The organism is Aphanizomenon sp. UHCC 0183, assembly GCF_009712065.1.
Lineage (GTDB): Bacteria > Cyanobacteriota > Cyanobacteriia > Cyanobacteriales > Nostocaceae > Dolichospermum > Dolichospermum heterosporum.
Window position 1 is genome coordinate 35653 of record NZ_VILC01000019.1, and the last position, 23661, is coordinate 59313.

A 23661-nucleotide genomic window follows, 5' to 3' on the forward strand; every position below is an offset into this window, starting at 1 on the left:
ACTTTTTGTATAACTGGCATAGGAATAGAGGTAGATTTAATTATTTTTCGTATAGAAATATACTTATTTGATTCTGGTCTCCTAACTTCTGTATCTGTTGAGTAAGATTGCCATTCTAGCAACGCGAAATTTTGTCGCAACGTTAAATTATTAGTTATATAAAGAAAAATCAATCGTTGTTCCCCACTAATTCATCGGCTATTAACTCACTACCATGCGTGCAACTGCTACTATTTATCAGAATCCCCTACTTCAAAGCTGTAGTTTACCCGTATTTGCGGATATTAAATCAGAGCAAGTCGAACCAGCTTTTAGTCATCTATTGGCAGAACTGGAAAAGCAATTAATTGACTTAGAGGCAAATATAGAGCCTACTTGGAGCGGTTTAGTAGAACCTCTAGAAAAACTGACAGAAAGACTAAATTGGAGTTGGGGAATACTGAATCATTTAATGGGTGTAAAAAATAGTCCAGAACTACGTATTGCCTATGAAAAGGTACAGCCGCAAGTAGTTCAGTTTATGAATATCCTGGGTCAAAGTAAACCTATTTATAATGCTTTCAAAGCAATTCGGAATAGTCCTAGCTGGGAAACTTTAGATTCAGCCCAGCAGAGAATTATCAAAGCTGCAATTCGGGATGCAGAATTGTCTGGTGTTGGTTTAGAAGGAAAAGATAGAGAGCGTTTTAATACTATCCAGATGGAATTAGCAGAACTGGCAACTAGGTTTGCTAATCACGTTCTAGATGCGACTAAAGGCTTTATTTTAATTCTCACCACCCCAGATGACATTGATGGCTTACCAAGTAGCTTGTTGAGTCTTGCAGCCCAAGTTGCTCGTGCATCTGGTGAAGAAAATGCCACCCCGGAACATGGACCTTGGCATATTACTTTAGATTTTCCTAGTTATTTCCCATTCATACAGCACAGTACCAGGCGGGATTTGCGGGAAAAACTCTATAAGGCTTACATTACCCGGGCATCTTCCGGGGAATTAGATAATAATCCTTTGATTATACGAATTTTAGAGCTAAGAAAAGAACTAGCTAAATTAATTGGCTTTGAAACTTTTGCTGAACTGAGTTTGGCTAGTAAGATGGCTAAGGATATTCCCTCTGTAGAAAGGCTGTTAGAAGAACTCCGTCAAGCTAGTTATAATGCTGCTGTCAAAGATTTAGAACAACTCAAAGCCTTTGCCAAGGCGAAAGGAGCCGTAGAAGCCGAAAATTTGCAGCATTGGGATATTAGCTTTTGGGCTGAACGTCAACGGGAAGAACAATTTGCCTTTACTGCCGAGGAGTTACTTCCCTATTTTCCCCTGCCTCAAGTTCTAGATGGGCTATTTGGGCTGGTAAAAAGGCTTTTTGGGGTGACGGTGACACCTGCTGATGGTCAAGCCCCAATATGGCATGAGGATGTTCGTTATTTCCAAATTGCTGATAAATATGGTGAACCCATTGCCTATTTTTACCTAGATGCTTACAGCCGTCCTGCGGAAAAGCGTGGTGGTGCTTGGATGGATGCTTGTATTCACCGTCGCAAAGTTACAGAAAATGGTTTAACTACTATTCGGCTACCTGTAGCTTATTTGATTTGTAATCAAACTCCCCCTGTAGATGGTAATCCGAGTTTGATGGCTTTTGATGAAGTGGAGACATTGTTCCATGAATTTGGACATGGTTTACATCATATGCTGACTAAGGTGGATTATCTGGGGGCAGCAGGTATTAATAATGTTGAGTGGGACGCAGTGGAATTACCGAGCCAGTTTATGGAAAACTGGTGTTATGACCGCCAAACCTTGTTTGGCATGGCGAAACATTATGGAACAGGGGAAGCATTACCGGAACATTACTACCAAAAATTGTTGGCGGCACGTAATTACATGAGTGGTTCAACTATGTTGCGGCAACTGGATTTTAGTAGTGTGGATTTGGAGTTACATTACCGCTATTGCCCTAATAGTCAGGAAACTGTGACAGATGTGCGAAACCGGATTGCTAGGTTAACGACTGTGTTACCACCATTACCCCAGGATGCGTTTTTATGTGCTTTCGGTCATATTTTTGAAGGGGGTTATGCAGCGGGATATTATAGCTATAAATGGGCTGAAGTTCTCAGTGCTGATGCTTTTGCCGCTTTTGAAGAAGTAGGTTTGGAAGATGAAGCTGCAATTCATGCGATTGGCAGACGTTACCGAGACACGGTGTTAGCACTAGGTGGCAGTCAGCATCCAATGGATGTATTTAAAACCTTCCGGGGACGAAAACCCAGTACCAAGGCTTTACTCAAGCACAATGGACTGCTGGCTGCTGTGTAAGTTAGAAGTCGAAGGGATGAGGGAATGAGGAGTATTGCCTTGGGAAGATAGATATAGAACCCCACCTCTGGTTTAGAGAACGCAAGGAATCCAAATTAAGTGGTTTTGGTGAACCAAGAATCTCATTGAGAGTGATGAACTACCCCATCTTACTTCGTTGAAGATGGGGTTTCTACATCCCCATCAGTAAGTTGAGATTTTTGACGTTTCACAGAACCTAGTTGCTTCATACTTCCAGCATTCTTGCGTTTGCTAGTGTTTGAAGTAGAGCTAGAATCATCTACGTCTAAGAGGCTAGTTCCTAACCCCTGTAGATTATTTGAGTGCCAAAATAGCATGACTTCTGCGGCGGCGATATCGCGTTGTTGGGTGTACCCGCAGTTATGGCAAACATGAGTTCTTTCGGCTAAGGTTTTTTTCTCTTGATGTCCACATTTTGGGCAGGTTTGAGATGGTTTCACTTTGCGAGTAGGTACTTCTACAAACAAGCCACCAATATCTGATAATTTCGCTTTTAGAGCGGACTTTATCATCCCCATTCCTACATCAAGAATTGATTTATTCAACCCAGCTTTTTGCTTTTTACGTTTACCTTTTTTGGCTTTGGCACTCATGTTTTTGACTTCTAATTTTTCAGTAACTACCGTGCTATTACCGCTGATTATTCGTGTAGTTTCCTGGTGAACAAAGTTTTGTCTTTGGTTAGCAACTTTTCTCGAAAGTTTACTAACTAATTTCTGAACTTTTTTCCACCTTCTAGAAGCTTTGACTTTTTTCTTGAAATTGGGAGCGCGTTTTCTGCGTTTAGCTTTTCCTAATTGTTTATTTTTTTGTTCTGCGTTTCTGAAAAACCGAGGTGCAGGGACTAAACCATTTTCTTCACCGTTTGTCCAAGCAATTGCATCGTTGCAACCTAAGTCAATTGCAATAATCCTATTATCAGTTTTGCGGCTATTTTTTAACAAAGTATCATCAATTTCTAAGACGATGGAAGCGTACCATTTTCCATTACGGTTAACGATATCTAAAGCCTTGGGATGTCCCCAAAGCCTAGCTTTACCCCGCATTTGAATCTGACCAATTTTTGCTAATTCTAAATAACCGTTGTCTCCTGTACTGTGGACTTTCCAGCCCGTAAAAGATGGGTAAGTCCAACCAGAGTAATGACGAATTGACTTGAATTTAGGATACAATGCTAGTCCCTTGAAAAATCTTTGAAAAGCAAAATCAACCCGCTTCAAGGTAGCTTGTAACGCTTGGGAATTAATTACTTTATATTCTATCCATACTTCCTTGAAGTCCGGTAAACAATTCTGCTGCTCGAAGTAAGAAACAGATTTACCAAACTTCTTGTATGAAGTAATGCGGTTGGATACAGCAGCATTGTACAAATCTTTATGAAGTTTGCGGTGGTAGTGCAACATTTCATTGACTTGCTTATTAGGATATAGTCTGAAAGTCGCTCTACGTAACGCCATTGATAATTACCTCTCATTCACTTTCTTAACTTATGCTATACTAGCATTGTAAATTCGCCGACAACCTAATATTTTGTCAAAAACTCAACTGTCCTCAAAATTCTTTTACTGCAAGTAAAAACATTTTTTGAACGTTTCGTTTTTGACTTGCTTACATCCCCACCCTATGAGTACATTGAGGGTGGGGAATTACGCAAAATAGTTAAATGACAACTTCTTCCCGTTGGCAATCAAAGAAAAGCTCAAAAACAGTGTTAGGAATCATCTGACGGATGTGCTGAATATAGCCTTCGGCATCAGAACGACTGCGAAACCGGGAAACAATTACTTTTTCTTGTTCTGTGACAACACGGGCTACAGCCCAACCATTCAGCCTTTTTTTGTAGGCGTTATCTTCTCTTGCTGTAGGCATGGCTTGATTTTCTGAGGTGATATTTTTGTAATCCGTATTTTGTGGCATGATTATTTTATGCGTATGAATTTGAGTGAAGGGCGTTAGTATGTCTCTTAGCTAAAGATGTACTAGCGTTTTTTATTGATGATGCCACCTTGTTATTACACATTTTCAAAATTGTCAATACGTGATGCAACAACTTATCTTTTAAGAATGTTTAGTTTTATTTAATGCCAATGGTATTTACTGAGTAGCTTAGTGTTTAGATACACATAAAAACCAAAATCATTGTGTAATAAGTAGTGAGACAAAATTAATTACACAATGTTATTGCGTAAGCGTTGCGTGGCGTTAGCCATATGGAATGAAGTGAAATGAAGCAATCGCCAGGGTTGTGATTGCTTCCCTTCGCTGGCAATGACTGTAAATATTTTTGTCCAATTACTTATATGGCATAATTCAGGAATGATTTGAGGTTTCGGCTTGGGAAATATTTACGAATATTGTCATACTTTTTCAGGGTAATTTTGAAAGAATCCGAGAAAATAAAAAATGTCAATTACATCAATCATCCAAAAAGTAGCATTGCAAATAGGGGCTGTGGTTTTAGTTGAACCAGAATATGAATTTGTGGGGCATATTACTTTTAAAAATGGGAAAAAGTCAGTTTTTAGTCATGCCAAATTGAATATTAATGGTTTCGCCTCAGCCGAATTAGCTAAAGATAAAGCCTATAGTAATTTTTTCCTGAAGCACTTTGGATATCGGGTGACAGAGGGAAAGACATTTTTTAGTGATCAGATGTGTGCTAAAATAGCTCATCCTCGAAATATTGATGATGGATTTAATTATGCACAATCAATGGGATTTCCTGTGATTGTTAAACCCCTGAATCTGAGTCAAGGTATATTGGTGACTAAGGTGCATAATCAGGAGGAATATTATGATGTTGCTAATAAGATATTCCAAATTAAATCAGGGTTGATTGTTGAAAAGTTTTATAGTGGTAATGACTATAGAATTGTAGTGTTAGATGATGAGGTGATTACGGCTTATCAAAGAATTCCTTTATGTGTTGTTGGTGATGGTATATCTAATGTTTTGGAGTTGCTACAACAAAAACAGGAAAAAATTATTAGTACGGGTAGAAAAAATGTGATTAAATTTGATGATTTTCGCATTTCCCAAAAATTAAAAACACAAAATTTTGATTGGGATAGTGTGATTCCTCATGATCATACTGTTTATCTTTTGGATAGTGCTAATTTATCAAGTGGAGGTGAAGCGGTGGATTTTTCGGAAACTATTCATCCTGATTTTCAGAAGTTAGCAATTAATATGACTAAAGATATTGGACTCAGGTTAGCTGGGGTGGACATACTTACCGATAATATTACTATGCCGATGGTAGATTATACGCTGATTGAAGTCAATGGTTCTCCTGGGTTAAATCACTATGCTGCTAGTGGTAAATTAGCAGCAAAGAGAGTGGAAGAGTTATATTTGAAAATTCTTCAGGTGATAGAGAATGAGAGTTAAAGGTTACAAATTTTTGCCGAGTAGTGATTCAAGTTCCTCTGACAAAGAGTTCATATCTGCGACTCTAGCCACGAGTAAACTATCATGTCCGGCATCGTTTAAGCGGGATTTCCAATAGTTAATACTTTCAGCATTATTCATCCAAAACTCAATTACTGTATCTACTACTTGATCTAAGTTCCAACCCCATTTAACGGGGACTGGTTCTATAGATGCGAGGAAGGCATCTAAGGTACAAGTGTGAGTTCCTAGATATTCTATGCCTTGGTGCTGCGGTTTTACTAAACTCTGTTGTTGATGATTGAAAAAATGCAAAACAGGAGATACACCTACCAGATTGAAGCTGTATTTAATCATTCTAGTCCTCCTAATGAATTCATCAATTGCCGAGAAACTTGAATTTTGGGCAAAAAACTCTTGCGGAAAAGTCCGCTAACTCTATCTAGAAAAAGGAGAATTTTTGCCTACTACATCGGTTTCAATATTAAGCTAGAAATTAGCACTCAACCCTTGCGAGTGCTAGGGTTTATTTGGTTGTTACATTGTATTATCTATTATTTGGAGAATAATTTCAAGATTGTAGATAGCTTTTTTATTTTGTGTTATTGTAATTTCTATTCAAGGGAGGTACAATAGGAAATAATTAACCGCAAATGGAAGAAGATGGACGCAAATAAACGCGGATAAACTTGTACTTTATCAGACTAAGAAAAGTTATATTGTAAATGTATTGGGTTGCACTTCGTTTAACCCAGCCTACGATTAAGTGATAATAAAGTGCGATTTAACGATTTTTGGCTAAGGCTATATTAGTAACTGGCGGACTGGATTATTATGGTTTTTTCAGTTAAAATATTTTTAAGAAAGCGTATATGGCGGTTATCGCCCTTGATGCAATACAATCTAGGGCGCAGACCCTGCGCCCCTACAGGCTTTACAATTTGCTGACTGGATCTCGCTCAAGTGCATACCGCTATAATATCACCAGACAGGTACGTAAAAAATGGTATACAGCTTTATACTCCCAGAAGAGACTATTACCAACTTTCAGGAAAAGATAGAATTCCTGGAAAAGTGCCTGAATAATGCTAACCCGCAAGATGAAATATTTGCAGAAATAATTGAGTTGGAAAATAGCGGACTAATATCTCTCAATAAACTTATAGAGGAAGTGAAAAATCTACAGTACAAACTTAATAAAATTATTAAGTTTGTTAAGGCATTAAAGGAAAAAGTAGAATTGGATCAATCATCAGTTATACTTTTTGTTAGATACAATTTTCTGCTTAAAGAAATTTTAGAACAATGCTGCGAGTTTAGTTTTATCAAACATAGTAAAGAGATTTTTATGGACATAATTGTGTCTACTCTAGTGGTATATCAGAAAATTAAGAAGGAAGCTTCTTCTGTAACCTATTCGCAGCATGAAATATACATTCTTACAGAAACAAGAAAACACGTAATACAATCAATCATTAAAGCTAGTGTACAATTTAAAGTATTTACTGAAGATTTTCTTAAATCACTAGAATTGGAAGATGATATCACACCTAAAGAATCGGAAGCTATATTAACTTCTTTAGCATCTACGAAAAAATGGGATTATGTGTATAGAAAACTTGCATAGTCCTAAATTTATTGCAAAAGAAGATGTACTAAGTATACATAATAAGCAAATTAACCTATATGGTGGCTCATACGGTATCCGCGATGAAGGTTTATTAGATTCTGCGATTTACCAACCTCAAGCAAGTTTTGGAGGAGAGTTTTTACATCCTACTATTGTTGAACAAGCAGCAGCATATTTATTTCACATTACTAATAATCATGCTTTTATAGATGGAAATAAACGCACCGCTTTTGATGTTATAGTGACATTCTTGAACTTGAATGATTATGAACTGAACATGACACCAGAAGAAGCATATCAATTAACAATGCAGGTTGCTGATAATAAAGTTAGTAAAGAACAGTTAATTGAGATATTGAGAGATTGTATTATAGAATTATTTTAAAATATGATTTGAGATGTGGTGCGTTACGCTGTCGCTAACGCACCCTACAATTAAAGCTATTAAACTGTCACCCCTTCCAATTGTTCATCACTCAATTCATACAACTGACGCAATTTTTCTAACTTATCTCCGTCAGCTTGCCATAATCCGCGTCCTGATGCTTCTAACATTCTTCCCAGGATATTTTTAAAGGCTTCAGGATTGGCTTTGCGTAATTTTTCTGCCATTTCTGGATCTAAAGCATAGGTTTGGGCTGCTTGATCATATACCCAATCATCTTGGAAATCAGCAGTTCCACCCCAACCTATTAACGCCGTCATGCGTTGGGAAATTTCAAAAGCACCCCCAGAACCTTGATTAGCCATTGCGTCAGCCCATTTAGGATTTAATAACTTGGTTCTGTATTCCATTCGCAATAAATCATCTAAATTGCGGGGTGTGGTGTCTTTAGAAAAACTTTCGACAAAACTGGCTTGTACTTTTTTGCCGCTTTGTTTTTCTGCGGCTTTTTTCAAACCGCCTGTGTTGGCATAATATTCCTGAATATCGGTTAATCCATATTCTACCGAATCTATTTCTTGAATAATGCGATCGCTAGTTTTTAATAAGGTCTGTAATACTTCTGGTCTAGCTTGTCCTTTATCATTTCTACCATAACTAAAGACATTGCGACTTTCCCAAGTATTTCCCAAATCTTCCCCAGATTCCCAATTACCATCAACTACTCTATCATTAACCAAAGAACCAAAATCACCAGAGGGATTAGAAAACAATCTTGCGGAAGAATTTTCCACACCTTTAGCTTTCAAAATCAAAGCGTGTTTTCTAATAAAATTCATTTCCTCCGGTTCATCAATTTCCGCAGCCCGTTGAAATAAATCATCCAATAATTCAATGATATTCACAAAACTATCTCGGAAAATACCCGATAGATTTGCTAACACATCAATACGCGGATGTCCAACTTCAGCGAGAGGTTTTAAATCATATCTAACTATGCGTCCTGTTCCTTCCTTGACAGGTTCAGCGCCTACCAATTCCAAGAGAATCCCCAAAGATTCACCCTTAGTTTTAATAGCATCCAAACCCCATAATAAAACTGCCACTGTTTCTGGATATTTCTTATTTTCATCTAAAGACTGAGAAATAATTTTCTTAGCAATTTCCTTACCTCGTTCAAAAGCAGCAGGAGAAGGCATCCGATAAGGATCTAAAGCATGAATATTCCTACCCGTCGGTAAAACACCAGCACCATCACGCAATAAATCTCCACCAGGTGCAGGAGGAATAAATTCACCATTTAAACCTCTTAAAAGATTCGTTAACTCATCAGTAGATTGATTTAATAATCTTGTAATTTCCTCTTCCTCCTTCTCTCTGTGTTCTCTGTGCCTCTGTGGTTCGTTGCCAAAATAAGCATCCAAATAACCAGTTAACTCCTCCTGATTTGGTGCTTCACCTAAAGTATGTAAACCAGAAGAAAAAAGACGATTTTCGAGAACTTGGAGATACTCATACAACTTGACCAAATAATGATCAAAAGCATGATTACTAAACATCCTCACATTTTCCGGTGTAAAGGGAATACCCAACCTTTTAGCATCATCAAAAGGACAATCTACCTCCAAACCGGTATCAACAATTTTTTTACAAATCCCTTCCTTTAACAGATAATTCTTTTCTGGATCTTCCCGATATTCGGCGATTAAATCGCGTAAATTCACCAACTCTTTGTATAAACCGGCGCGTCCATAGGGAGGGACATTGTGAGAAATTAATACTCCATAACCGCGACGTTTAGCTAATATTGATTCAGAAGGATTATTTGCGGCATAGATATATAGATTGGGCATATTTCCCAAGAGAATATCCGACCAAGAATAGCCAGTATTTCCTAATGGTGAACCGGGCAACCATTCTACCGTTCCGTGCATTCCAAAATGAACAACTGCATCAGCTTCAAATTCATTTTGTAACCATTTATAATAGGCTGCATATTGGGGATGGGGGGTTAAATCTCTTTCAAACATTAACCGCATGGGATCACCTTGAATTCCCAAAGGTGGCTGGACACCTATCCACACATTTCCTAATTGCACACCACCAATATTGAACTCATCACCATAGGTTTTAATGCCGCTACCGGTGAGGTATTTCCATTGTTTTTCAATGCGAGTTGTGAAAAGATAACCTAACCATTTTTCTAAGGTTCTGGCATTAACGGTAGAACCCCCCCTAGCCCCCCCGTAAACGGGGGGGGATATGCCTTCCTCTCGGCTGGCGATAGGATTAATTTCATCTGCTTCTTTAATTTGTTGGATTAATACTTCACCATCTTCAGGAATATCACCAACTGTATAACCCTGTGCTTTGAGTGCATTTAGTAATTTAATTAAACTGCGAGGAACGTTTAATAATGCAGCAGTTCCCACTGCACCATAGCCAGGGGGAAAACCATATAAAATAATGGCTATTTTTCGTTGGGAAATAGGTTTTTGGCGGAGAGAAACCCAACTTTTGACTCTATTAGTTAATCGCTGCATTCGTTCAGGAACTAAATAAATTTGTTCACCGACTAAACCACCGAGGGGAATTGTATCAATCGCACCATCTAATTCTGGCAAAGCATACAGTACAACACTTTGCAATCCGCCTACACCTTGGCGCGTCCAAGAGTAAATATCTTGAATTAATAACGGTGCAGCGACGATATAAGGGACATTTTTGGCTGTGAGAATGCGTTTAGCAACTTCCACCTGTCTTCCTGCTTCCATTGAACCAGCCGGACCACCAACTAGGGGAAATCCAATGGTAGAAACTATGGCATCAATTTTTACTGCTTCTGCGGTAAGGGAAGGAGTTTCAATGTTACCTCTTTGACGTTGTTGGGTTTCGTAGTCGCTGGTCATCCAATCTCTGACGGCTACGTGACCTTCTACGCCGTTGATAAAGATGGGTAAGGGAGTTAAACCGACTTTTTCAAAATAGCGGATCAGTTGGGGAATATAGGGCAATTTGGTGATAACGTGCTTTCGGTAAAGTAAAATACCAATGATTGGGCGCAGGCCCTGCGCCCCTACGTCCTGGTCTCTTTTCCGATACCATTGTAAATATTCACGCGGTGATCTAAAAAACCCTTGATATTCGGGATGTAATAAACCCATGTCAGGGGTTTCGATAGGTGGGGGTATATCTCCAACTTTTAAATCTAAGTATTTTTCCGCAATTGTCCAAAATAGGGCAGCGACGTTTTCTGAACCGCCGGCGTTCCAGTAACCATAGATAATTAACCAATTACGAAGGTCTTGAACTTTTTGGACGGGGATAAATTTTAATAACTTTGGTCCAATTTTCAAGAAACTGATATAACCGGCGAGTTTGTCTTCTTCTTTACCGTTGCTGAATTTGTCAAGGATGAATTTAATGGGTTTGGGCATTCCTGCGGGTTTGTCACCGATAGCGAATGCTCCTATTTTGGTTAAACTAATTAATTCCAGTGCTGACTCGAAAATGAGACGGATAGGAATATTGGCGACGCGCTCTCGCAACCACACAACTTGGTCATAATCGAAGAGTAAACTGCCAAAGAACACATCTGCGTTTTTGAGGGCTGCTTCTACTTCTGGGCTATTGGTGGTAATATTGCGATCGCTAAATACTCGAATATCCAACTCTGGACACCGGGAACTAGCCAAATCAGCCGCTTTTCGGTACAAGTCCACGTTAAACGATTCAAACCCAGCAATCAAGACAATGCGTTTCATGCGCTTTTGCTACGAAATATTTCTTTACATTGATCTTAAACATTTTTGGGGATTAATGGGGGAATCTCTACCTAGAGATTAAAATAATGTCTATGCTTTTTGGAACTAAATTAACCAGTAGCAGACTCTTGGCATAGCAACAAAGTCAATTAAGGAGATAAAAATGAAATTCGGCATTGATATTGGTCACAACTGCCCTCCCGATAGTGGTGCAGCTGGTATTAAATCGGAAGATAAGTTAACAATGGAAGTGGGTAACAAGGTTATCGCTAAGTTAAAAAGTTTAGGACATACAGTAATCTCATGCAAACCAAATAGTGCCAGTACAGTAAATCAATCATTAGGTAGCCGGTGCGAAAAAGCCAATAATAACCGAGTAGATTTTTTCGTATCTATTCATTTTAATGCTTTTAATGGACAAGCTAATGGGACAGAAGTATTTGCTATTAGCGATGCTGGCAAAAAAGTTGCCCAAAAAGTATTAGATGAAATTGTCAAATTGGGCTTTTTTAATCGTGGTGTTAAAAGTGGTTCACACCTGTATGTTCTCAAAAGAACAAATATGCCAGGAATTCTCATAGAAGGTTGCTTCATTGATTCTGCCAAAGATATGCAAATATATGATGGTGAAGCAATGGCTAATGCCATAGTTGCCGGGTTAACAGGTAAAGTAGCAAATATTTCTGTAAATCCTGCTTCTAATGCTCCTGCAAATACTGTGCCTAATGCTCCTGCAAATCCTGTTATAGATGAAGAGCAGAATAAAGATAAGAGCATTCTCAGACTACAACAGGCTTTAAATCGGCTGAAAATTACTGATAAAAATAATCGGACCCTAGTAGAAGATAATGGCATGGGGGCGGCTACATCTTCGGCAACGGAAAAATTTCAGAAAATTGTGGGAGTTTTACCAACAGGAATTGCTAGTAATACTACCTGGGATGCTATCAATCAGATATTAGCTAAACGAGTTATTCAAGGAACTCATGCTAGTGGTGTGATTATCAGATATTTACAATATCGTATAGGTGCTAATCCCGATGGTATTTATGGTTCGCAAACGGAAGCAGCGCTCAAGAAATTTCAACAGCAAAATGGTTTAACGGCTGATGGTATTATTGGGGCAATGACTTGGCAGAAATTGATAGGTTAGGAGCAATTTTTTACCTAATATCTATCCAGACTTCATAAAGGATATTGCTGGTAAATAGGGGGTTTTAAACGGTTATACTCCCTATACTAGTAGTCTGTCAACCCGAAAATGACGGGTGAAGGCAAGCAGGGGGAGAAGAGAGGCAGGGGGGGTGGGAGGGAAGAACAGAAGTTTTTTCCGAAGAACTCAACTCGTCTCATTCCCAGTCAGAGACTGGGAATGAATTCTAGAAGGCTCTGCCTTCAATGATATTAGAGGCAGAGCCCCCTTTAAGAAGGCTGGTATAGCCTGAATTGCTGTACTGCCTTCAATGATATTAGAGGCAGAGCCTCATCAACTGCATTCCTAGTCAGAGACTAGGAACGAGATGTGGTAGGGATTTGAGCTTAAGTTGACACCTATGAGTTTTTGCTTTACCCCTACACATCTCGGTTCTTTGTCATTTGGCAAAAGTTTAAATCTCACCCGTGTGTAGTATAAAAGTTCTATGGCTATTATTAGTCCTGAGTTAGCAGCAGCTTTTAATGATGAAACTAAGGAATGTGAATTAAATAAGGTGCAAAAGTAGGGTGTGTTAGCGACAGCGTAACGCACCATTCCAGGTTACATCAGAATTGCAGGTTATTAAATTTGCGTTCCTTAGAGACTTCCAAGAAATAAATTATCCCAAGAAACGAACCACAGAGGCACAGAGTACACAGAGAGAGAATTTTTGCATCAGTTTTGGGACATTTTTTTATTTGGAAGTCTCTTAGATCATTTTCAATGGGCAAATGGTGGTACTCATATTATTGGGATAACTGCTATTGGCAGAGGTACGGTTTTAGCTTTACGATTAAATAATGAAGATGTTGTCCAAGCTAGGGCTATTTGGATTGGTTTAAGTTGGCATCCTCCTAATGATTAATGATGGGGATTTTTGGGGTTTTTATTTCGCGCAAAGAAAAAATGAAACCCCAAACAAAGGTTTTTGTAATCTTACCTATTGACAAATGATAAGGGTTACGTATAATAGTACGTAATATTATCTTCATATTAAGTCAGCGTTTCTGGAAAACGCAGGTATCATGTCAATGGCAATTTTTAGCAATGCTTACTCAGATGAGTTAGTGACAGCTACTGAGTTAAATCGTCAACCTGGAAAGGTTTTAGATAAGGCTTATGAACACCCAATTACTATTACTAGAAATGACCAATCTTTTGCGCTGTTGCGTCGTGAGGATGTGGCTTATTTAGTGAAAGGTGTAACACAAAGTAAGGCGGTTTTTGAGGTATTATCGTTGGCGTTTCGGTTATTGTTGGGTCAAGAAATTGGTTATGAACATCCTTATGGTTGGTTGCGGGTTTTTGATGCTGATGAATTGCAAGAGTTTATTAAAGAAGTGAGTGAGGCTTTTCGCTTAACTGATACTTCTAATCAGGCTTGGGATTTGATTGATGCTATTATTTATGAATGGAAAGAAAGTTCTATAGCTATTAGTAGTCCTGAGTTAGCAGCAGCTTTTAATGATGAAAATAAAGAGGAAAAATCATGTTAAAATTTATGTTCAAATAATGATAAAAGTTGCAATTAAGCACAATTTAAGTTAAGATAATAAATAGAGTTAAAATTAATGATATGACTCACATAACATCAAAAAAAGTGGTAAGAAGAGGAAGAATTTTTCCTGAATTGATTATATCACCAGAAGAATTAGCTAGACGAGAAGCAGAAGATGAAATATTTTATCAACGTTGTCGGGCAATTTTTGATCGTGTCCGTCCTGAATATATGGAAAGTCACTATGGTTGGTATATTGCCATAGAACCAGATAGTGGAGAATACTTTCTTGATCAAGATAATATCCAAGCTCATAAAAAAGTCCATGAAAAATATCCAAAGGCTAAGAATTATGTGTTTTGCTTAAATGAAACAGGAACGACTGGGAGAATATGATTCAGGGAAATTTTGGTAGTGAGGGGCAGCTATTTTTTGAGCTTGATTTGATTACGGCTGATGGATTAAATCTACCTGTGGATGCGATGTTAGATACAGGATTTACCAAGTTTATGGCAATTAATACTCAAGATTTGGATGGACTGGATTGGGTTTTTCTTGGTAATGAACCTATGCAAACAGCACAAGGTGAATTAAGGTTTAATATCTATTTAGGTAAGGTAATATTGGATGGTAAGGAATATGAAATTCCTGTTCATGTGGGGGATAATATTACAGAAGTTTTATTAGGTTCTGAATGGTTGAAGTTTTTGCGTTTGGTTGTGGATTTTCCAGAAGGTATTTTGAATTTAGGATAATTTTTTATTTCGCGCAAAGGCGCAAAGGTGAAATCATGAATATCCAAATTAAACCGGAATTAGAGCAAATTATCGAAGCGCAAATTGCAACGGGTAGATATACAAATCCTGAAGATGTAATTAGTAAGGCTTTGAAGTTGCTTTTGGAGTGGGATAAGGGTTATCAAAATTGGGTGGAAGAAACATTCAGGGTAATCTAATTTTTCCATAATATTGGGAACTGGTTTTATTTCTGCCATCGCTTTACCTGATTCCATGATAATTATACTTTCTCCTGCTGCTACTTGGTGAAGATAGCTAGTGAAGTTTTTCTGGATTTCATCAATGGTTATGGTTAACATGAGATGATTGTTTAGGAATGTTTCTAGTATATCAAGAAGTTATGAATATTTTTATTTCACGCAAAGGTGCAAAGGAAGAGAAGTGTTATAAAATATATACAGGATAAATAGGAATAAATCATGAATGCTTACAAGACTTATATCACCATTGAAGACCCGAAGCAGGTAGTTTTATCTGATTTACCTTTTCAAGTTGGACAGCGTGTGGAGATTATTGTTTTAGCTGAAGATAACCCGCAGGTTACAATTAGTAATAAGTTGCGGAATTTATTTGATAAAACTCAGGCTATTCCTGGTGTGGAAGAGGTTACAGAGGAGGATATAGCCGCAGAAATTGAAGCTTATCAGCGTGGGGAATGAAAGTTATTATTGATACTAATGTTTTAGTTTCTGCTGTTCTCAAGGGGAGAGAACCAAGGGATGTTATTCAATTTGTTGTGGATAGTCCTAATTGTGATTGGGTTGTTTCTGAGGAGATTTTAGCAGAGTATCAGGATGTGTTAAGTCGGAAGAAGTTTAAGTTGACAGATGAAGTCAGAAAAGAATGGTTAGATATTATAGATTTGGTGACTACATTAGTTGATGTTCAGGTAACTATAGATTTTGCTAGAGATAGAAAGGATGAAAAGTTTTTAGCTTGTGCTATCGCAGCAGAGGCGGATTTTTTAATTACTGGAGATGCTGATTTTAATGAAGCACAGAATTTAGTGAATACTACTATTGTTTCTGTGTCTATGTTTAAGCGGTTGGTTTGTAATTTTAGGGGATAATCAGGCGATTAGAAAGATACATAAAAAATTTAACCCTCTGCAAAACCAGTAAACTGCCTAATATGAGGCGCTCTAAAACCTAACACAATATCTGTTTTCGGTACTCCTAACTCTACTAATTGATTAGGAATTCCTTCTTCTGTAAAATCGCGCTGAATCCAAATTTTTCCATCTTTAATATCTACATGAATCATTGTACCATAGGTTCTATTTTCACCTTCCCAACCTATATGAACTACTAGATAGCGATTTCTTTGAATATCAAAGATTACCTCGATTTCTGTTCCTTCAGAGCAATGACCGTCTGTATGTGTTCCTAACACTTGTTGTACTAATTCAGGGTAATCTAATTTTTCCATAACATTGGGAACTGGTTTTATTTCTGCGATCGCTTTACCTGCTTCAATGATAATAATACTTTCTCCTGCTGCTACTTGGTGAAGATAGCTGGTAAAGTTTTTTTGAATTTCATCAATGGTTATGGTTAACATGAGATGATTCTGTAGGAATATCAATGACAATTAATTTATGATTCATCAGCTAATAATTCTTCTAAAATTTCTTCTGTAAGTCCTTTAGATTGAGCATTTCTACCGATTCTATCAAAAACAGTAAGTAAATCTTCTTCTTGATTTTTGGGTGAGTTGATCTTTATTTGTTGAATAATTTCTTCTTGTTCTTGTGCGGGAAGTTGTAAAACAAGATTAAGAATTTGCTCGAAAGTTAGAGAATAGGTTTTTTGTGTCATGGTAGTTTATTAAGTATCAATAGCTGAAAATTCTGTAAATCTTGATTCAGAAATCTAAACCGATGCAAAACCTGTAAACTGTCTGACATAAGGTGATCTAAAACCTAAAACAATATCTGATTTCGGCACACCTAACTCGACTAATTGATGAGGGATTCCTTCTTCTGTAAAATCTCTTTCAATCCAAATTTTACCATCTTTAATACTAATATGAATGGGAAACCAGTAAATTCTCTTTTCATCCTTCCATCCTGTAACCAATAATAAATAAACATCCCTTTCTGTATCAAAAACAAGTTCGATATTTTCTGAATCTTCTACACATTCTTCTTGTGCATATTTTTGGATGAACTTTTTAACTATTTCTCGATAATCTAACTTTTCCATAGTAAGATTTCCTCTCTTTTTACATCAAACACTAATAACTTAATGTCATAAGTCTGTAAAACAGTTTGAATAAAAGAATCTAGAAAAAATCCTTCATATATATCTTGAGATATAGCTAGATATAATATCCTGTGAGGATCTTTCTGTGTTAATACTACCTTATAATTCAAAAACTGACCAATAGCTGTATGAAATTCAGAAATGGCTGAAAGTCCTATAAAACTTTTTACCTCTACGGCTATTTTTTGATTATCTTTCTCCGCAGTAATTAACTTTTCTGCACCTAAGTCTATTCTCACTTTAACTTTTTCAGTAAGTTCAAAAGATAAAGGATCATGAGTAATTAGCCAATTATCTTTTTCTAAAGCTAACCTAACTGCATTGTGAAAAAAGTCTTTTGCTGACATAAGAAGTTAAAGTGATATTTTATCTTAGATTATACCTAATTTGTTAAGTTGTTAATTTACAAACTATGAAGTTATGAAGCTATCTGATAAATTACAGGTTTATATCTTGCTTCTGGAATTGGTTTACCTGCTATTTCCGCAGCTTCTAACCAAGCAGTTTTGGCTTTGAGAACTTCTTGCAGTGCTTCTTCTTCAGTTAAACCGAATCCTGAACAATATTTTAAATCAGGAATATCAGCAATATAACCTTCATCTTCTTGACTGTAGAAAATATTAATGTGATACTGCTTCATTGCTCATTCTCCAAAGTGAGTGCATATTCTTCAATCAAAATCAAAAATTGACGAACCTGATAAGGAATAGCTTTACCATTGCGATTTTGTAAGTTAATAAGTTCAGGGATAGTTGGATGTGTAAAAATGTGATGACTACCGTTAATACGTGACAGGGAAAAACCAAAGGCTTCAACTAAAGTAACTAAATCATCGAATTGAAGATTTTTAGATCCTGAAAGAACTTTCTCCAGTAATTTACGCTTTTTCGACATTACTTTATTTTATCATTGTTTTATATTAACTTCTATCCTACTTTCATTATTCTTTACCCAGTAATAATTCGTAGGTTGGGTTAAGCAAAGCGCAACCCAACACGATAAAATTATAAAGATGTTGGGTTTCGTTCCTCAACCCAACCTACACAACTTGAAAAGATACGTAGGGTGTGTTAGCGATCGCGTAACGCACCAAATTCTTAATAATGATGCGTTACGTATTTTATACCAGTGTACCCTACAATGCTACAATACACGGTGGTGTATTAATTTGGGAATTTGCAAAAAGCCCTGGCGATTAGAAATCGCGGCTATACAAACGAAGTCCACCTGCGTGGACTAAAAGCAAGATTTTTGAACCCGCGAAGGCGGGTTTTGTCTGTGTAGACGCGAATTATATTGGACAGGGTAAGCTGAGTCTTATTATTGACATTGTAATACTTTATGCTAAATTGTATTGAAGACTTAAAACAGATATTTTACCCAATACCCAAGTACAATGACAGAAACTCATTCTCCCCTTATTCAGACCGAAGATTTTATTAGAAGTGGTTTTTTTCCTAAAGAGTTAGTCCCAGCATTCACAACAGAAGGACTTGCAAATAATCTTGATCAAGTGAACGATATTGTTCAAGCCACCTTACCAAAACATTTTAGTCAGTGTTCTTATTATTCATTTCCAAAAAGTAAATATTCTCGTCGGAATTTAGCAATTCCTAATCCTCTGCATCAAATTATCTTATGTAATACATTATCTGATAATTGGGCAACTCTGAGAGAAAAGATAGAAACTTCTCCTTTATATAAACCATTACTTTTTTGCTATGACAGAAGTAATCAATCCTTATCAGAAACTGAACCTTATCCAGGTATGGAATCTTCTCCTATTCCTGATTTAAGTATTAAACGGGCTGTATCTGCCAATTATAAAGATTTGTTAGATTGGCGCGTTATTCGTTCATCAGGTTATTCTTATTGTCTTCATACTGATATTTCAAGATTTTATTCTACCATTTATACTCATAGTATTCCGTGGGCGATTCATGGGAAATATATCTCAAAAAAAAATAAAAATAGGGAAGATGGAGAATGTGCAATAGGCAATAAAATTGATCGTTGTGTTCGTAATACGCAAGAGCAACAAACTAAAGGTATTCCTATCGGAACTGATTCATCATTAGTTATAGCTGAAATTATTGGTTCTGCTATGGATAAAAAACTTAACGAACTATTAGGTTCTACTTTATCTGGATTTCGTTATATGGATGATTATTATTTATATTTTAACTCTCTTTCAGAGGCAGAACTGGCACTCTCTCAACTACATAAAATATTTCACGATTTTGAATTAGAAACTAACTCAGAGAAAACATTTATTGTTGAACTTCCTGAATCTATTGAGCCGATTTGGGTTTCAGAAATGAGAAGACATCCTATTGATAATCAAAACAAAACAGAACAGCGCAATGATCTTATAACTTATTTTAGTAAATTATTTGAATATTCCAAAATATTTACAGATGATTTTGTAATTAAATATGGTCTTCGTAGAATTAGTAAAACTAAAATAAAATCCGAGAACTGGGAAATTTATGAAGCGTTTATACTGCAATCAATTTTATTCGCACCTAACGCCTTAGTTATCGCTACGGAAATACTATGGGCATATTCTAAATTAGAATATAACTTAAACAAAGAAAGAATATCTTTAACTATTAATTCGCTAATTTTACGTCATAGTATTTTGAATCATAGTCATGAAGTCTCATGGGCATTGTGGCTAAGTAAGACGCTGAATATACCAATTGAAGAAAACACGTTTAAGGCAATTTGTGAATTAGAGGATTCTGTTGTTGCACTTGTCGCTTTAGATTTATATCAAAATCATAATACTCTTATTAGAGGTATATTTGAATTTGAGAAATGGAAAAGTATAGTCACACCCGACGACTATAACAATAATTTATATTCTAAAAATTGGCTTTTATGTTATGAAGCTAGTATAAAAGGATTTTTTTCTAATGTTAGCCAAACTGAATATATTAACAATAATCAATTCTTTTCTACATTAAAAAATAACAATATAACTTTCTACAAAAATGACAATCAAGTTCAAGATTTATTAGAATATATAGATAATGATGAAGCAGATGATGATACAAGTAGCAATAGTTGGATGTCATACTAAATAATTCATATTCCTGTATAACTATCCTTTTACCAATTCAGGATAATTCATTCCTTCCATAAAACAATCTCCTTTTTAATAGCTTCAAATATCAGTTCATAGGGTGCATTAAGAGCGCGACGTAACAGACATTAATTCATGAGATTAAATTTAATCAATCTTGGTGCGTTACGTAACGCCTACACACCCTACTATCTGAATCAGGATTTCCATGATTTAAGGATGTACAGGATGAAGAGAAAATTAATCTTTAAAATCCGAAATATTCCCAGATAAATATTCATACAAAATCCTGTAAATCCTCTAATCCTGGAAATCCTGATTCAGACAAAAAATATTTGTAATTTAAACAAACCAATTCTCATTCTATCCTCCCTCTGCGCTCTCTGCGTCTCTGCGGTTCGTTAAAAAAAGGGATAAGCCCAAAAGCCTATCCCCAAAAAATCAACTAATCAATGACTTACGTTCCAGACTGCCAAGAATTGGTATAGTCAATTTGCGCTGCTGTCAAACTATCAATGAAAATACCCATAGCTTGCAACTTCAAACGAGCAATTTCTTCATCCACATCTCTAGGAATAGAGTGCAAACCAGCAGCTAAACTACCCTTATTCTTCACCAGGTATTCAACAGCCAAAGCTTGGTTAGCAAAACTCATATCCATAACTGCGCTGGGGTGTCCTTCAGCAGCAGCCAAATTAATCAAACGTCCTTGTCCGAGAACAACAACGGATTTACCATTTGTCAACTTATACTCTTCAGTGAAAGGACGGACATCCTTGATTTCCTTAGCATTAGCGGCTAAGTATTTCAAATCAAGTTCTAAATCGAAGTGACCAGAGTTACAAACGATCGCACCGTCTTTCATGATATCGAAGTGTTCACCGCGAACGACGTGCTTGTTACCTGTCACAGTAATGAAGATATCACCGTGAGGTGCTGCTTCTGCCATTGGTAGCACGCGGAAACCATCCATAACGGCTTCAATTGCCTTGATGTGGTCAATTTCGGTAACGATGACGTTTGCACCCATACCACGGGCGCGGAGGGCTGTACCCTTACCACACCAGCCATAACCGACAACTACAACAGTTTTACCAGCTAACAAAATATTTGTAGCGCGGATAATTCCGTCTAAGGTAGATTGACCAGTACCATAGCGATTATCAAAGAAGTGCTTGGTGTCTGCGTCGTTGACGTTCATCGCGGGGAATGTGAGAACGCCTTCTTTAAACATGGCGCGTAACCGCACGATACCTGTAGTGGTTTCTTCGGTGCTACCAATCAAATCAGCGATTTGGTTTTGACGATGTTGAACTAATTCTGCTACCACGTCGCTACCGTCATCAACAATGATGTTGGGGCGATGATCTAAGGCAATTTGCACGTGGCGGTTATATGTAGCGGCATCTTCGCCTTTTTGAGCAAATACGGCAATGCCATGATCAGCTACAAGACTTGCAGCTACGTCATCTTGAGTTGATAAGGGGTTACTAGCAATTAAAACTGCATCAGCACCACCGGCTTTGAGAGCGATCGCTAAATGTGCAGTTTCTGTGGTGACGTGGGCGCAAGCTGCCAGGCGTAAACCAGCGAAGGGCTTTTCTTTGGCAAAGCGATCGCGGATTTGCTTCAATACGGGCATTTCTCTTCCAGCCCATTCAATCCGTTGTCTTCCCAAGGGAGCGAGGGCGAGGTCTTTAACCTCGTGCTTTAATATGGGAGTTGTTGCAATCATGAAAAATTGTCCTCTAAAAAATGAAACAGGTCTATAAACCTTTACGTACTTTAACAATATTTTCTGACAACTAGCCACATTTTCTCGTAAATACTGATTCCCGATTTATCAGCAAAAGTAATTTTGCCAATTATATGCCTAAATATATCAGATTTGATATAGTAAAAATATGGAACAAACTGATAAACCTCTAGTTTTATTACATGGATAAGTTCAGAAATTAAGTACAAATCATGAGAGAACGAACCACGAAGGAACGAAGAAAAGAGGGTTTCAGAGATATTTTGTGTAAGTCATAAGATAGTCAACCCAGGATTGCTAATGCTGAAAATGGCGATGATTCTGTTTCCATTGAGTTATTAATACGTGCAATGTTAGCTACTGGTGCAACTCCCCAGGATATCGTCCAGATAATTGCTAGTGTGCAGGGGTGAGAGTATTTTCTAAGAGGATGTTTGAAAAGTGTTATTCCGTAATTTTCATCACATTGCTACCCCCCTTAGTCCCCCTTGTAAAGGGGGGAAACAATAAAAATCCAGTTCCCTCCCCTTTACAAGGGGAGGGTTAGGGTGGGGTAAAAAATATTTGATACATCAACCATAACTTTTCAAACACCCTCTAAGTTAATGAAGCCAAAGTTTGTATCAACAGATGAGATTCTTTACCAATATCACCTTGTAATAAAAATTGATACCATTGTTGTAACTGTTGCCGAGCTAAAGTATAAAGCGGATCATCAATACCTGAGTGAAAAAGTTCTATTATCGCCTGTCTTTGAGTCTTTCCCCGTCCTAAAATCCTCAACCAGAGAGTGGAAATATCTATAGGTAGTTCATTTGTAACAACGATAGTAGTAGAAAAAATTGCAGGTAAATTATAAACACCTGGAATATTCACAGCAGATGATTTAATTCCAAATCCTTGAAAATGGTCAGGAAAAATAGAGGGAACGATGATCAATTGAGTTTTATTATCATCCTCTTCCGATTTTTCCCGATCTATATCTTTTAAAGTTTCATTTACAGGAATAATCCCGCCATTAGTTTCACTTGTCCACGTTAAAAAATGATTTATACAGTTTCTTACTTCCTGCGTGTTTGGTGTCCAGCGTAGAGGTTGAATAATACAGGGAGTTGAAGTAAGTTCTCCCAATAATCCCAAGGATATCCTAGATTTATTAATATCAGGTTCAAACAATACATCTACTATTTTTGCTTCCGCCACCACTTCGGGACTAACTAATATATTAGGGTTATTAGTAAAGAGTGTTTCTATATATGTACGTTCCCAACCAAATCGAGAAGGATGTTTATAGACTCTTAATTTAGGGTTGCGGGGAATAAGTTCATTCAGGAAAACATTACCATAATTACTAAGTAGTGCAGAAAGGTAATTTTGGGCAAAAATTACAAAAGATGGTCGAGACATAGGAAATTTTTCAAAAATATTATTTCTAAGATATTATACATTTAATTAGCCATATTTTATCATAAATACCTATTAGCTAGTAGATACTACCTTTATCTTCAATATAAGTAAGATTAAGACCTGATCTAACTTTTGGCTTTTTCATC

24 protein-coding genes and 1 pseudogene are annotated in these 23661 nt (G+C 37.0%); 13 read left to right on the forward strand and 12 right to left on the reverse strand.

Translation table 11 applies throughout. The features are described from left to right. Nucleotides 1-214: 214 nt before the first annotated feature. Entirely contained in the window at nt 215-2320 is a 2106-nt protein-coding gene (locus tag FJR37_RS09135) for a M3 family metallopeptidase (protein WP_168465846.1), read from the forward strand. Nucleotides 2321-2469: 149 nt separating this feature from the next. Here FJR37_RS09135 and FJR37_RS09140 read toward each other — a convergent pair whose 3' ends face one another. After that, complete coding sequence (locus tag FJR37_RS09140; RefSeq protein WP_039202677.1) at nt 2470-3798, reverse strand: RNA-guided endonuclease TnpB family protein; 1329 nt, start codon at nt 3796-3798, stop codon at nt 2470-2472. Between the two features lie 202 nt (nt 3799-4000). Beyond that, nucleotides 4001-4258: a hypothetical protein gene (locus FJR37_RS09145; RefSeq protein WP_027402924.1), complete on the reverse strand. Its 258-nt coding sequence runs from the start codon at nt 4256-4258 to the stop codon at nt 4001-4003. Between the two features lie 486 nt (nt 4259-4744). On the opposite strand from FJR37_RS09145, the gene FJR37_RS09150 reads away from it, so the two are divergent. Next, a complete protein-coding gene (locus FJR37_RS09150) occupies nt 4745-5731 on the forward strand; it encodes a cyanophycin synthetase (protein WP_039202676.1) in 987 nt (328 codons plus the stop codon). 3 nt (nt 5732-5734) lie between these two features. On the opposite strand, the gene FJR37_RS09155 is transcribed toward FJR37_RS09150, so the two are convergent. Continuing rightward, nucleotides 5735-6085, reverse strand: a complete 351-nt coding sequence (locus FJR37_RS09155) for a hypothetical protein (protein WP_168465864.1) — start codon at nt 6083-6085, stop codon at nt 5735-5737. A gap of 649 nt (nt 6086-6734) precedes the next feature. On the opposite strand from FJR37_RS09155, the gene FJR37_RS09160 reads away from it, so the two are divergent. Continuing rightward, nucleotides 6735-7358, forward strand: a complete 624-nt coding sequence (locus tag FJR37_RS09160) for a hypothetical protein (RefSeq protein ID WP_168465847.1) — start codon at nt 6735-6737, stop codon at nt 7356-7358. Continuing rightward, complete coding sequence (locus FJR37_RS09165) at nt 7336-7746, forward strand: type II toxin-antitoxin system death-on-curing family toxin (RefSeq protein WP_254434545.1); 411 nt, start codon at nt 7336-7338, stop codon at nt 7744-7746. The genes FJR37_RS09160 and FJR37_RS09165 overlap by 23 nt, the downstream gene beginning before the upstream one ends. Before the next feature lie 59 nt (nt 7747-7805). On the opposite strand, the gene bchH is transcribed toward FJR37_RS09165, so the two are convergent. Then, nucleotides 7806-11510 (reverse strand): magnesium chelatase subunit H, encoded by a 3705-nt coding sequence (gene bchH, locus FJR37_RS09170; protein WP_168465848.1) that lies wholly within the window; start codon nt 11508-11510, stop codon nt 7806-7808. 163 nt (nt 11511-11673) lie between these two features. Between bchH and FJR37_RS09175 the strand changes: the two genes are divergently transcribed. From FJR37_RS09175 to FJR37_RS09210, 8 genes and pseudogenes are all read left to right on the forward strand, one after another. Further along, entirely contained in the window at nt 11674-12663 is a 990-nt protein-coding gene (locus tag FJR37_RS09175; protein WP_168465849.1) for an N-acetylmuramoyl-L-alanine amidase, read from the forward strand. A gap of 712 nt (nt 12664-13375) precedes the next feature. Beyond that, the gene (locus FJR37_RS09180; RefSeq protein ID WP_228043854.1) at nt 13376-13570 is read left to right on the forward strand and encodes a hypothetical protein; all 195 of its coding nucleotides are present in this window, start codon (nt 13376-13378) and stop codon (nt 13568-13570) included. Nucleotides 13571-13736: 166 nt separating this feature from the next. Beyond that, nucleotides 13737-14201 carry a hypothetical protein gene (locus FJR37_RS09185; protein ID WP_254434546.1) on the forward strand — a complete coding sequence of 155 codons (465 nt, stop codon included), beginning with the start codon at nt 13737-13739 and terminating at the stop codon, nt 14199-14201. An 80-nt stretch (nt 14202-14281) separates the two neighbouring features. After that, nucleotides 14282-14599, forward strand: a complete 318-nt coding sequence (locus tag FJR37_RS09190) for a hypothetical protein (RefSeq protein ID WP_027402913.1) — start codon at nt 14282-14284, stop codon at nt 14597-14599. Further along, the gene (locus tag FJR37_RS09195; RefSeq protein ID WP_039202667.1) at nt 14596-14958 is read left to right on the forward strand and encodes an aspartyl protease; all 363 of its coding nucleotides are present in this window, start codon (nt 14596-14598) and stop codon (nt 14956-14958) included. Before FJR37_RS09190 ends, FJR37_RS09195 begins: the two co-directional genes overlap by 4 nt. A gap of 35 nt (nt 14959-14993) precedes the next feature. Then, nucleotides 14994-15143, forward strand: a pseudogene (locus tag FJR37_RS09200) (type II toxin-antitoxin system ParD family antitoxin); the annotation flags it as partial. Nucleotides 15144-15419: 276 nt separating this feature from the next. Next, entirely contained in the window at nt 15420-15659 is a 240-nt protein-coding gene (locus FJR37_RS09205) for a hypothetical protein (RefSeq protein ID WP_168465850.1), read from the forward strand. Continuing rightward, nucleotides 15656-16069 (forward strand): putative toxin-antitoxin system toxin component, PIN family, encoded by a 414-nt coding sequence (locus FJR37_RS09210; protein ID WP_168465851.1) that lies wholly within the window; start codon nt 15656-15658, stop codon nt 16067-16069. Before FJR37_RS09205 ends, FJR37_RS09210 begins: the two co-directional genes overlap by 4 nt. Nucleotides 16070-16098: 29 nt before the next feature. Here FJR37_RS09210 and FJR37_RS09215 read toward each other — a convergent pair whose 3' ends face one another. The 6 genes from FJR37_RS09215 to FJR37_RS09240 all read right to left on the reverse strand — a co-directional run bounded on the left by FJR37_RS09215 (nt 16099) and on the right by FJR37_RS09240 (nt 18158). Next, nucleotides 16099-16428: a XisI protein gene (locus FJR37_RS09215; protein WP_168465866.1), complete on the reverse strand. Its 330-nt coding sequence runs from the start codon at nt 16426-16428 to the stop codon at nt 16099-16101. Between the two features lie 167 nt (nt 16429-16595). After that, complete coding sequence (locus tag FJR37_RS09220; RefSeq protein WP_039202666.1) at nt 16596-16817, reverse strand: hypothetical protein; 222 nt, start codon at nt 16815-16817, stop codon at nt 16596-16598. Nucleotides 16818-16871: 54 nt separating this feature from the next. Further along, entirely contained in the window at nt 16872-17204 is a 333-nt protein-coding gene (locus FJR37_RS09225; RefSeq protein ID WP_168465852.1) for a XisI protein, read from the reverse strand. Further along, nucleotides 17192-17611, reverse strand: a complete 420-nt coding sequence (locus FJR37_RS09230; protein WP_168465853.1) for a XisH family protein — start codon at nt 17609-17611, stop codon at nt 17192-17194. Before FJR37_RS09230 ends, FJR37_RS09225 begins: the two co-directional genes overlap by 13 nt. A 71-nt stretch (nt 17612-17682) precedes the next feature. After that, complete coding sequence (locus FJR37_RS09235) at nt 17683-17904, reverse strand: type II toxin-antitoxin system HicB family antitoxin (RefSeq protein ID WP_168465854.1); 222 nt, start codon at nt 17902-17904, stop codon at nt 17683-17685. Continuing rightward, on the reverse strand, nt 17901-18158 hold the full coding sequence (locus FJR37_RS09240) for a type II toxin-antitoxin system HicA family toxin (protein ID WP_168465855.1): 258 nt from the start codon (nt 18156-18158) through the stop codon (nt 17901-17903). The genes FJR37_RS09235 and FJR37_RS09240 overlap by 4 nt, the downstream gene beginning before the upstream one ends. Before the next feature lie 502 nt (nt 18159-18660). Here FJR37_RS09240 and FJR37_RS09245 point away from each other — a divergent pair. Further along, complete coding sequence (locus tag FJR37_RS09245) at nt 18661-20349, forward strand: RNA-directed DNA polymerase (protein ID WP_168465856.1); 1689 nt, start codon at nt 18661-18663, stop codon at nt 20347-20349. Between the two features lie 460 nt (nt 20350-20809). Here the strand turns inward: FJR37_RS09245 and ahcY are convergent, their stop codons facing one another. Both ahcY and FJR37_RS09260 read right to left on the reverse strand, forming a co-directional pair. Further along, nucleotides 20810-22087, reverse strand: a complete 1278-nt coding sequence (gene ahcY / locus FJR37_RS09250) for an adenosylhomocysteinase (RefSeq protein WP_168465857.1) — start codon at nt 22085-22087, stop codon at nt 20810-20812. 618 nt (nt 22088-22705) lie between these two features. Continuing rightward, nucleotides 22706-23515, reverse strand: a complete 810-nt coding sequence (locus FJR37_RS09260; RefSeq protein WP_053541013.1) for a hypothetical protein — start codon at nt 23513-23515, stop codon at nt 22706-22708. Between the last annotated feature and the right edge of the window lie 146 nt (nt 23516-23661).

Bases quoted from the DNA above. Each gene is read 5' to 3' on its own strand.
- FJR37_RS09205 (WP_168465850.1), top strand. From the start codon at position 15,420: ATGAATGCTTACAAGACTTATATCACCATTGAAGACCCGAAGCAGGTA.
- FJR37_RS09135 (WP_168465846.1), top strand. From the start codon at position 215: ATGCGTGCAACTGCTACTATTTATCAGAATCCCCTACTTCAAAGCTGT.
- FJR37_RS09160 (WP_168465847.1), top strand. From the start codon at position 6,735: ATGGTATACAGCTTTATACTCCCAGAAGAGACTATTACCAACTTTCAG.
- FJR37_RS09145 (WP_027402924.1), bottom strand. From the start codon at position 4,258: ATGCCACAAAATACGGATTACAAAAATATCACCTCAGAAAATCAAGCC.
- FJR37_RS09260 (WP_053541013.1), bottom strand. From the start codon at position 23,515: ATGTCTCGACCATCTTTTGTAATTTTTGCCCAAAATTACCTTTCTGCA.
- FJR37_RS09150 (WP_039202676.1), top strand. From the start codon at position 4,745: ATGTCAATTACATCAATCATCCAAAAAGTAGCATTGCAAATAGGGGCT.
- FJR37_RS09220 (WP_039202666.1), bottom strand. From the start codon at position 16,817: ATGACACAAAAAACCTATTCTCTAACTTTCGAGCAAATTCTTAATCTT.
- FJR37_RS09235 (WP_168465854.1), bottom strand. From the start codon at position 17,904: ATGAAGCAGTATCACATTAATATTTTCTACAGTCAAGAAGATGAAGGT.
- FJR37_RS09225 (WP_168465852.1), bottom strand. From the start codon at position 17,204: ATGGAAAAGTTAGATTATCGAGAAATAGTTAAAAAGTTCATCCAAAAA.
- ahcY (WP_168465857.1), bottom strand. From the start codon at position 22,087: ATGATTGCAACAACTCCCATATTAAAGCACGAGGTTAAAGACCTCGCC.
- FJR37_RS09240 (WP_168465855.1), bottom strand. From the start codon at position 18,158: ATGTCGAAAAAGCGTAAATTACTGGAGAAAGTTCTTTCAGGATCTAAA.
- FJR37_RS09215 (WP_168465866.1), bottom strand. From the start codon at position 16,428: ATGGAAAAATTAGATTACCCTGAATTAGTACAACAAGTGTTAGGAACA.
- FJR37_RS09230 (WP_168465853.1), bottom strand. From the start codon at position 17,611: ATGTCAGCAAAAGACTTTTTTCACAATGCAGTTAGGTTAGCTTTAGAA.
- FJR37_RS09165 (WP_254434545.1), top strand. From the start codon at position 7,336: ATGTGTATAGAAAACTTGCATAGTCCTAAATTTATTGCAAAAGAAGAT.
- FJR37_RS09190 (WP_027402913.1), top strand. From the start codon at position 14,282: ATGACTCACATAACATCAAAAAAAGTGGTAAGAAGAGGAAGAATTTTT.
- FJR37_RS09195 (WP_039202667.1), top strand. From the start codon at position 14,596: ATGATTCAGGGAAATTTTGGTAGTGAGGGGCAGCTATTTTTTGAGCTT.
- FJR37_RS09140 (WP_039202677.1), bottom strand. From the start codon at position 3,798: ATGGCGTTACGTAGAGCGACTTTCAGACTATATCCTAATAAGCAAGTC.
- FJR37_RS09185 (WP_254434546.1), top strand. From the start codon at position 13,737: ATGGCAATTTTTAGCAATGCTTACTCAGATGAGTTAGTGACAGCTACT.
- FJR37_RS09175 (WP_168465849.1), top strand. From the start codon at position 11,674: ATGAAATTCGGCATTGATATTGGTCACAACTGCCCTCCCGATAGTGGT.
- bchH (WP_168465848.1), bottom strand. From the start codon at position 11,510: ATGAAACGCATTGTCTTGATTGCTGGGTTTGAATCGTTTAACGTGGAC.
- FJR37_RS09245 (WP_168465856.1), top strand. From the start codon at position 18,661: ATGACAGAAACTCATTCTCCCCTTATTCAGACCGAAGATTTTATTAGA.
- FJR37_RS09210 (WP_168465851.1), top strand. From the start codon at position 15,656: ATGAAAGTTATTATTGATACTAATGTTTTAGTTTCTGCTGTTCTCAAG.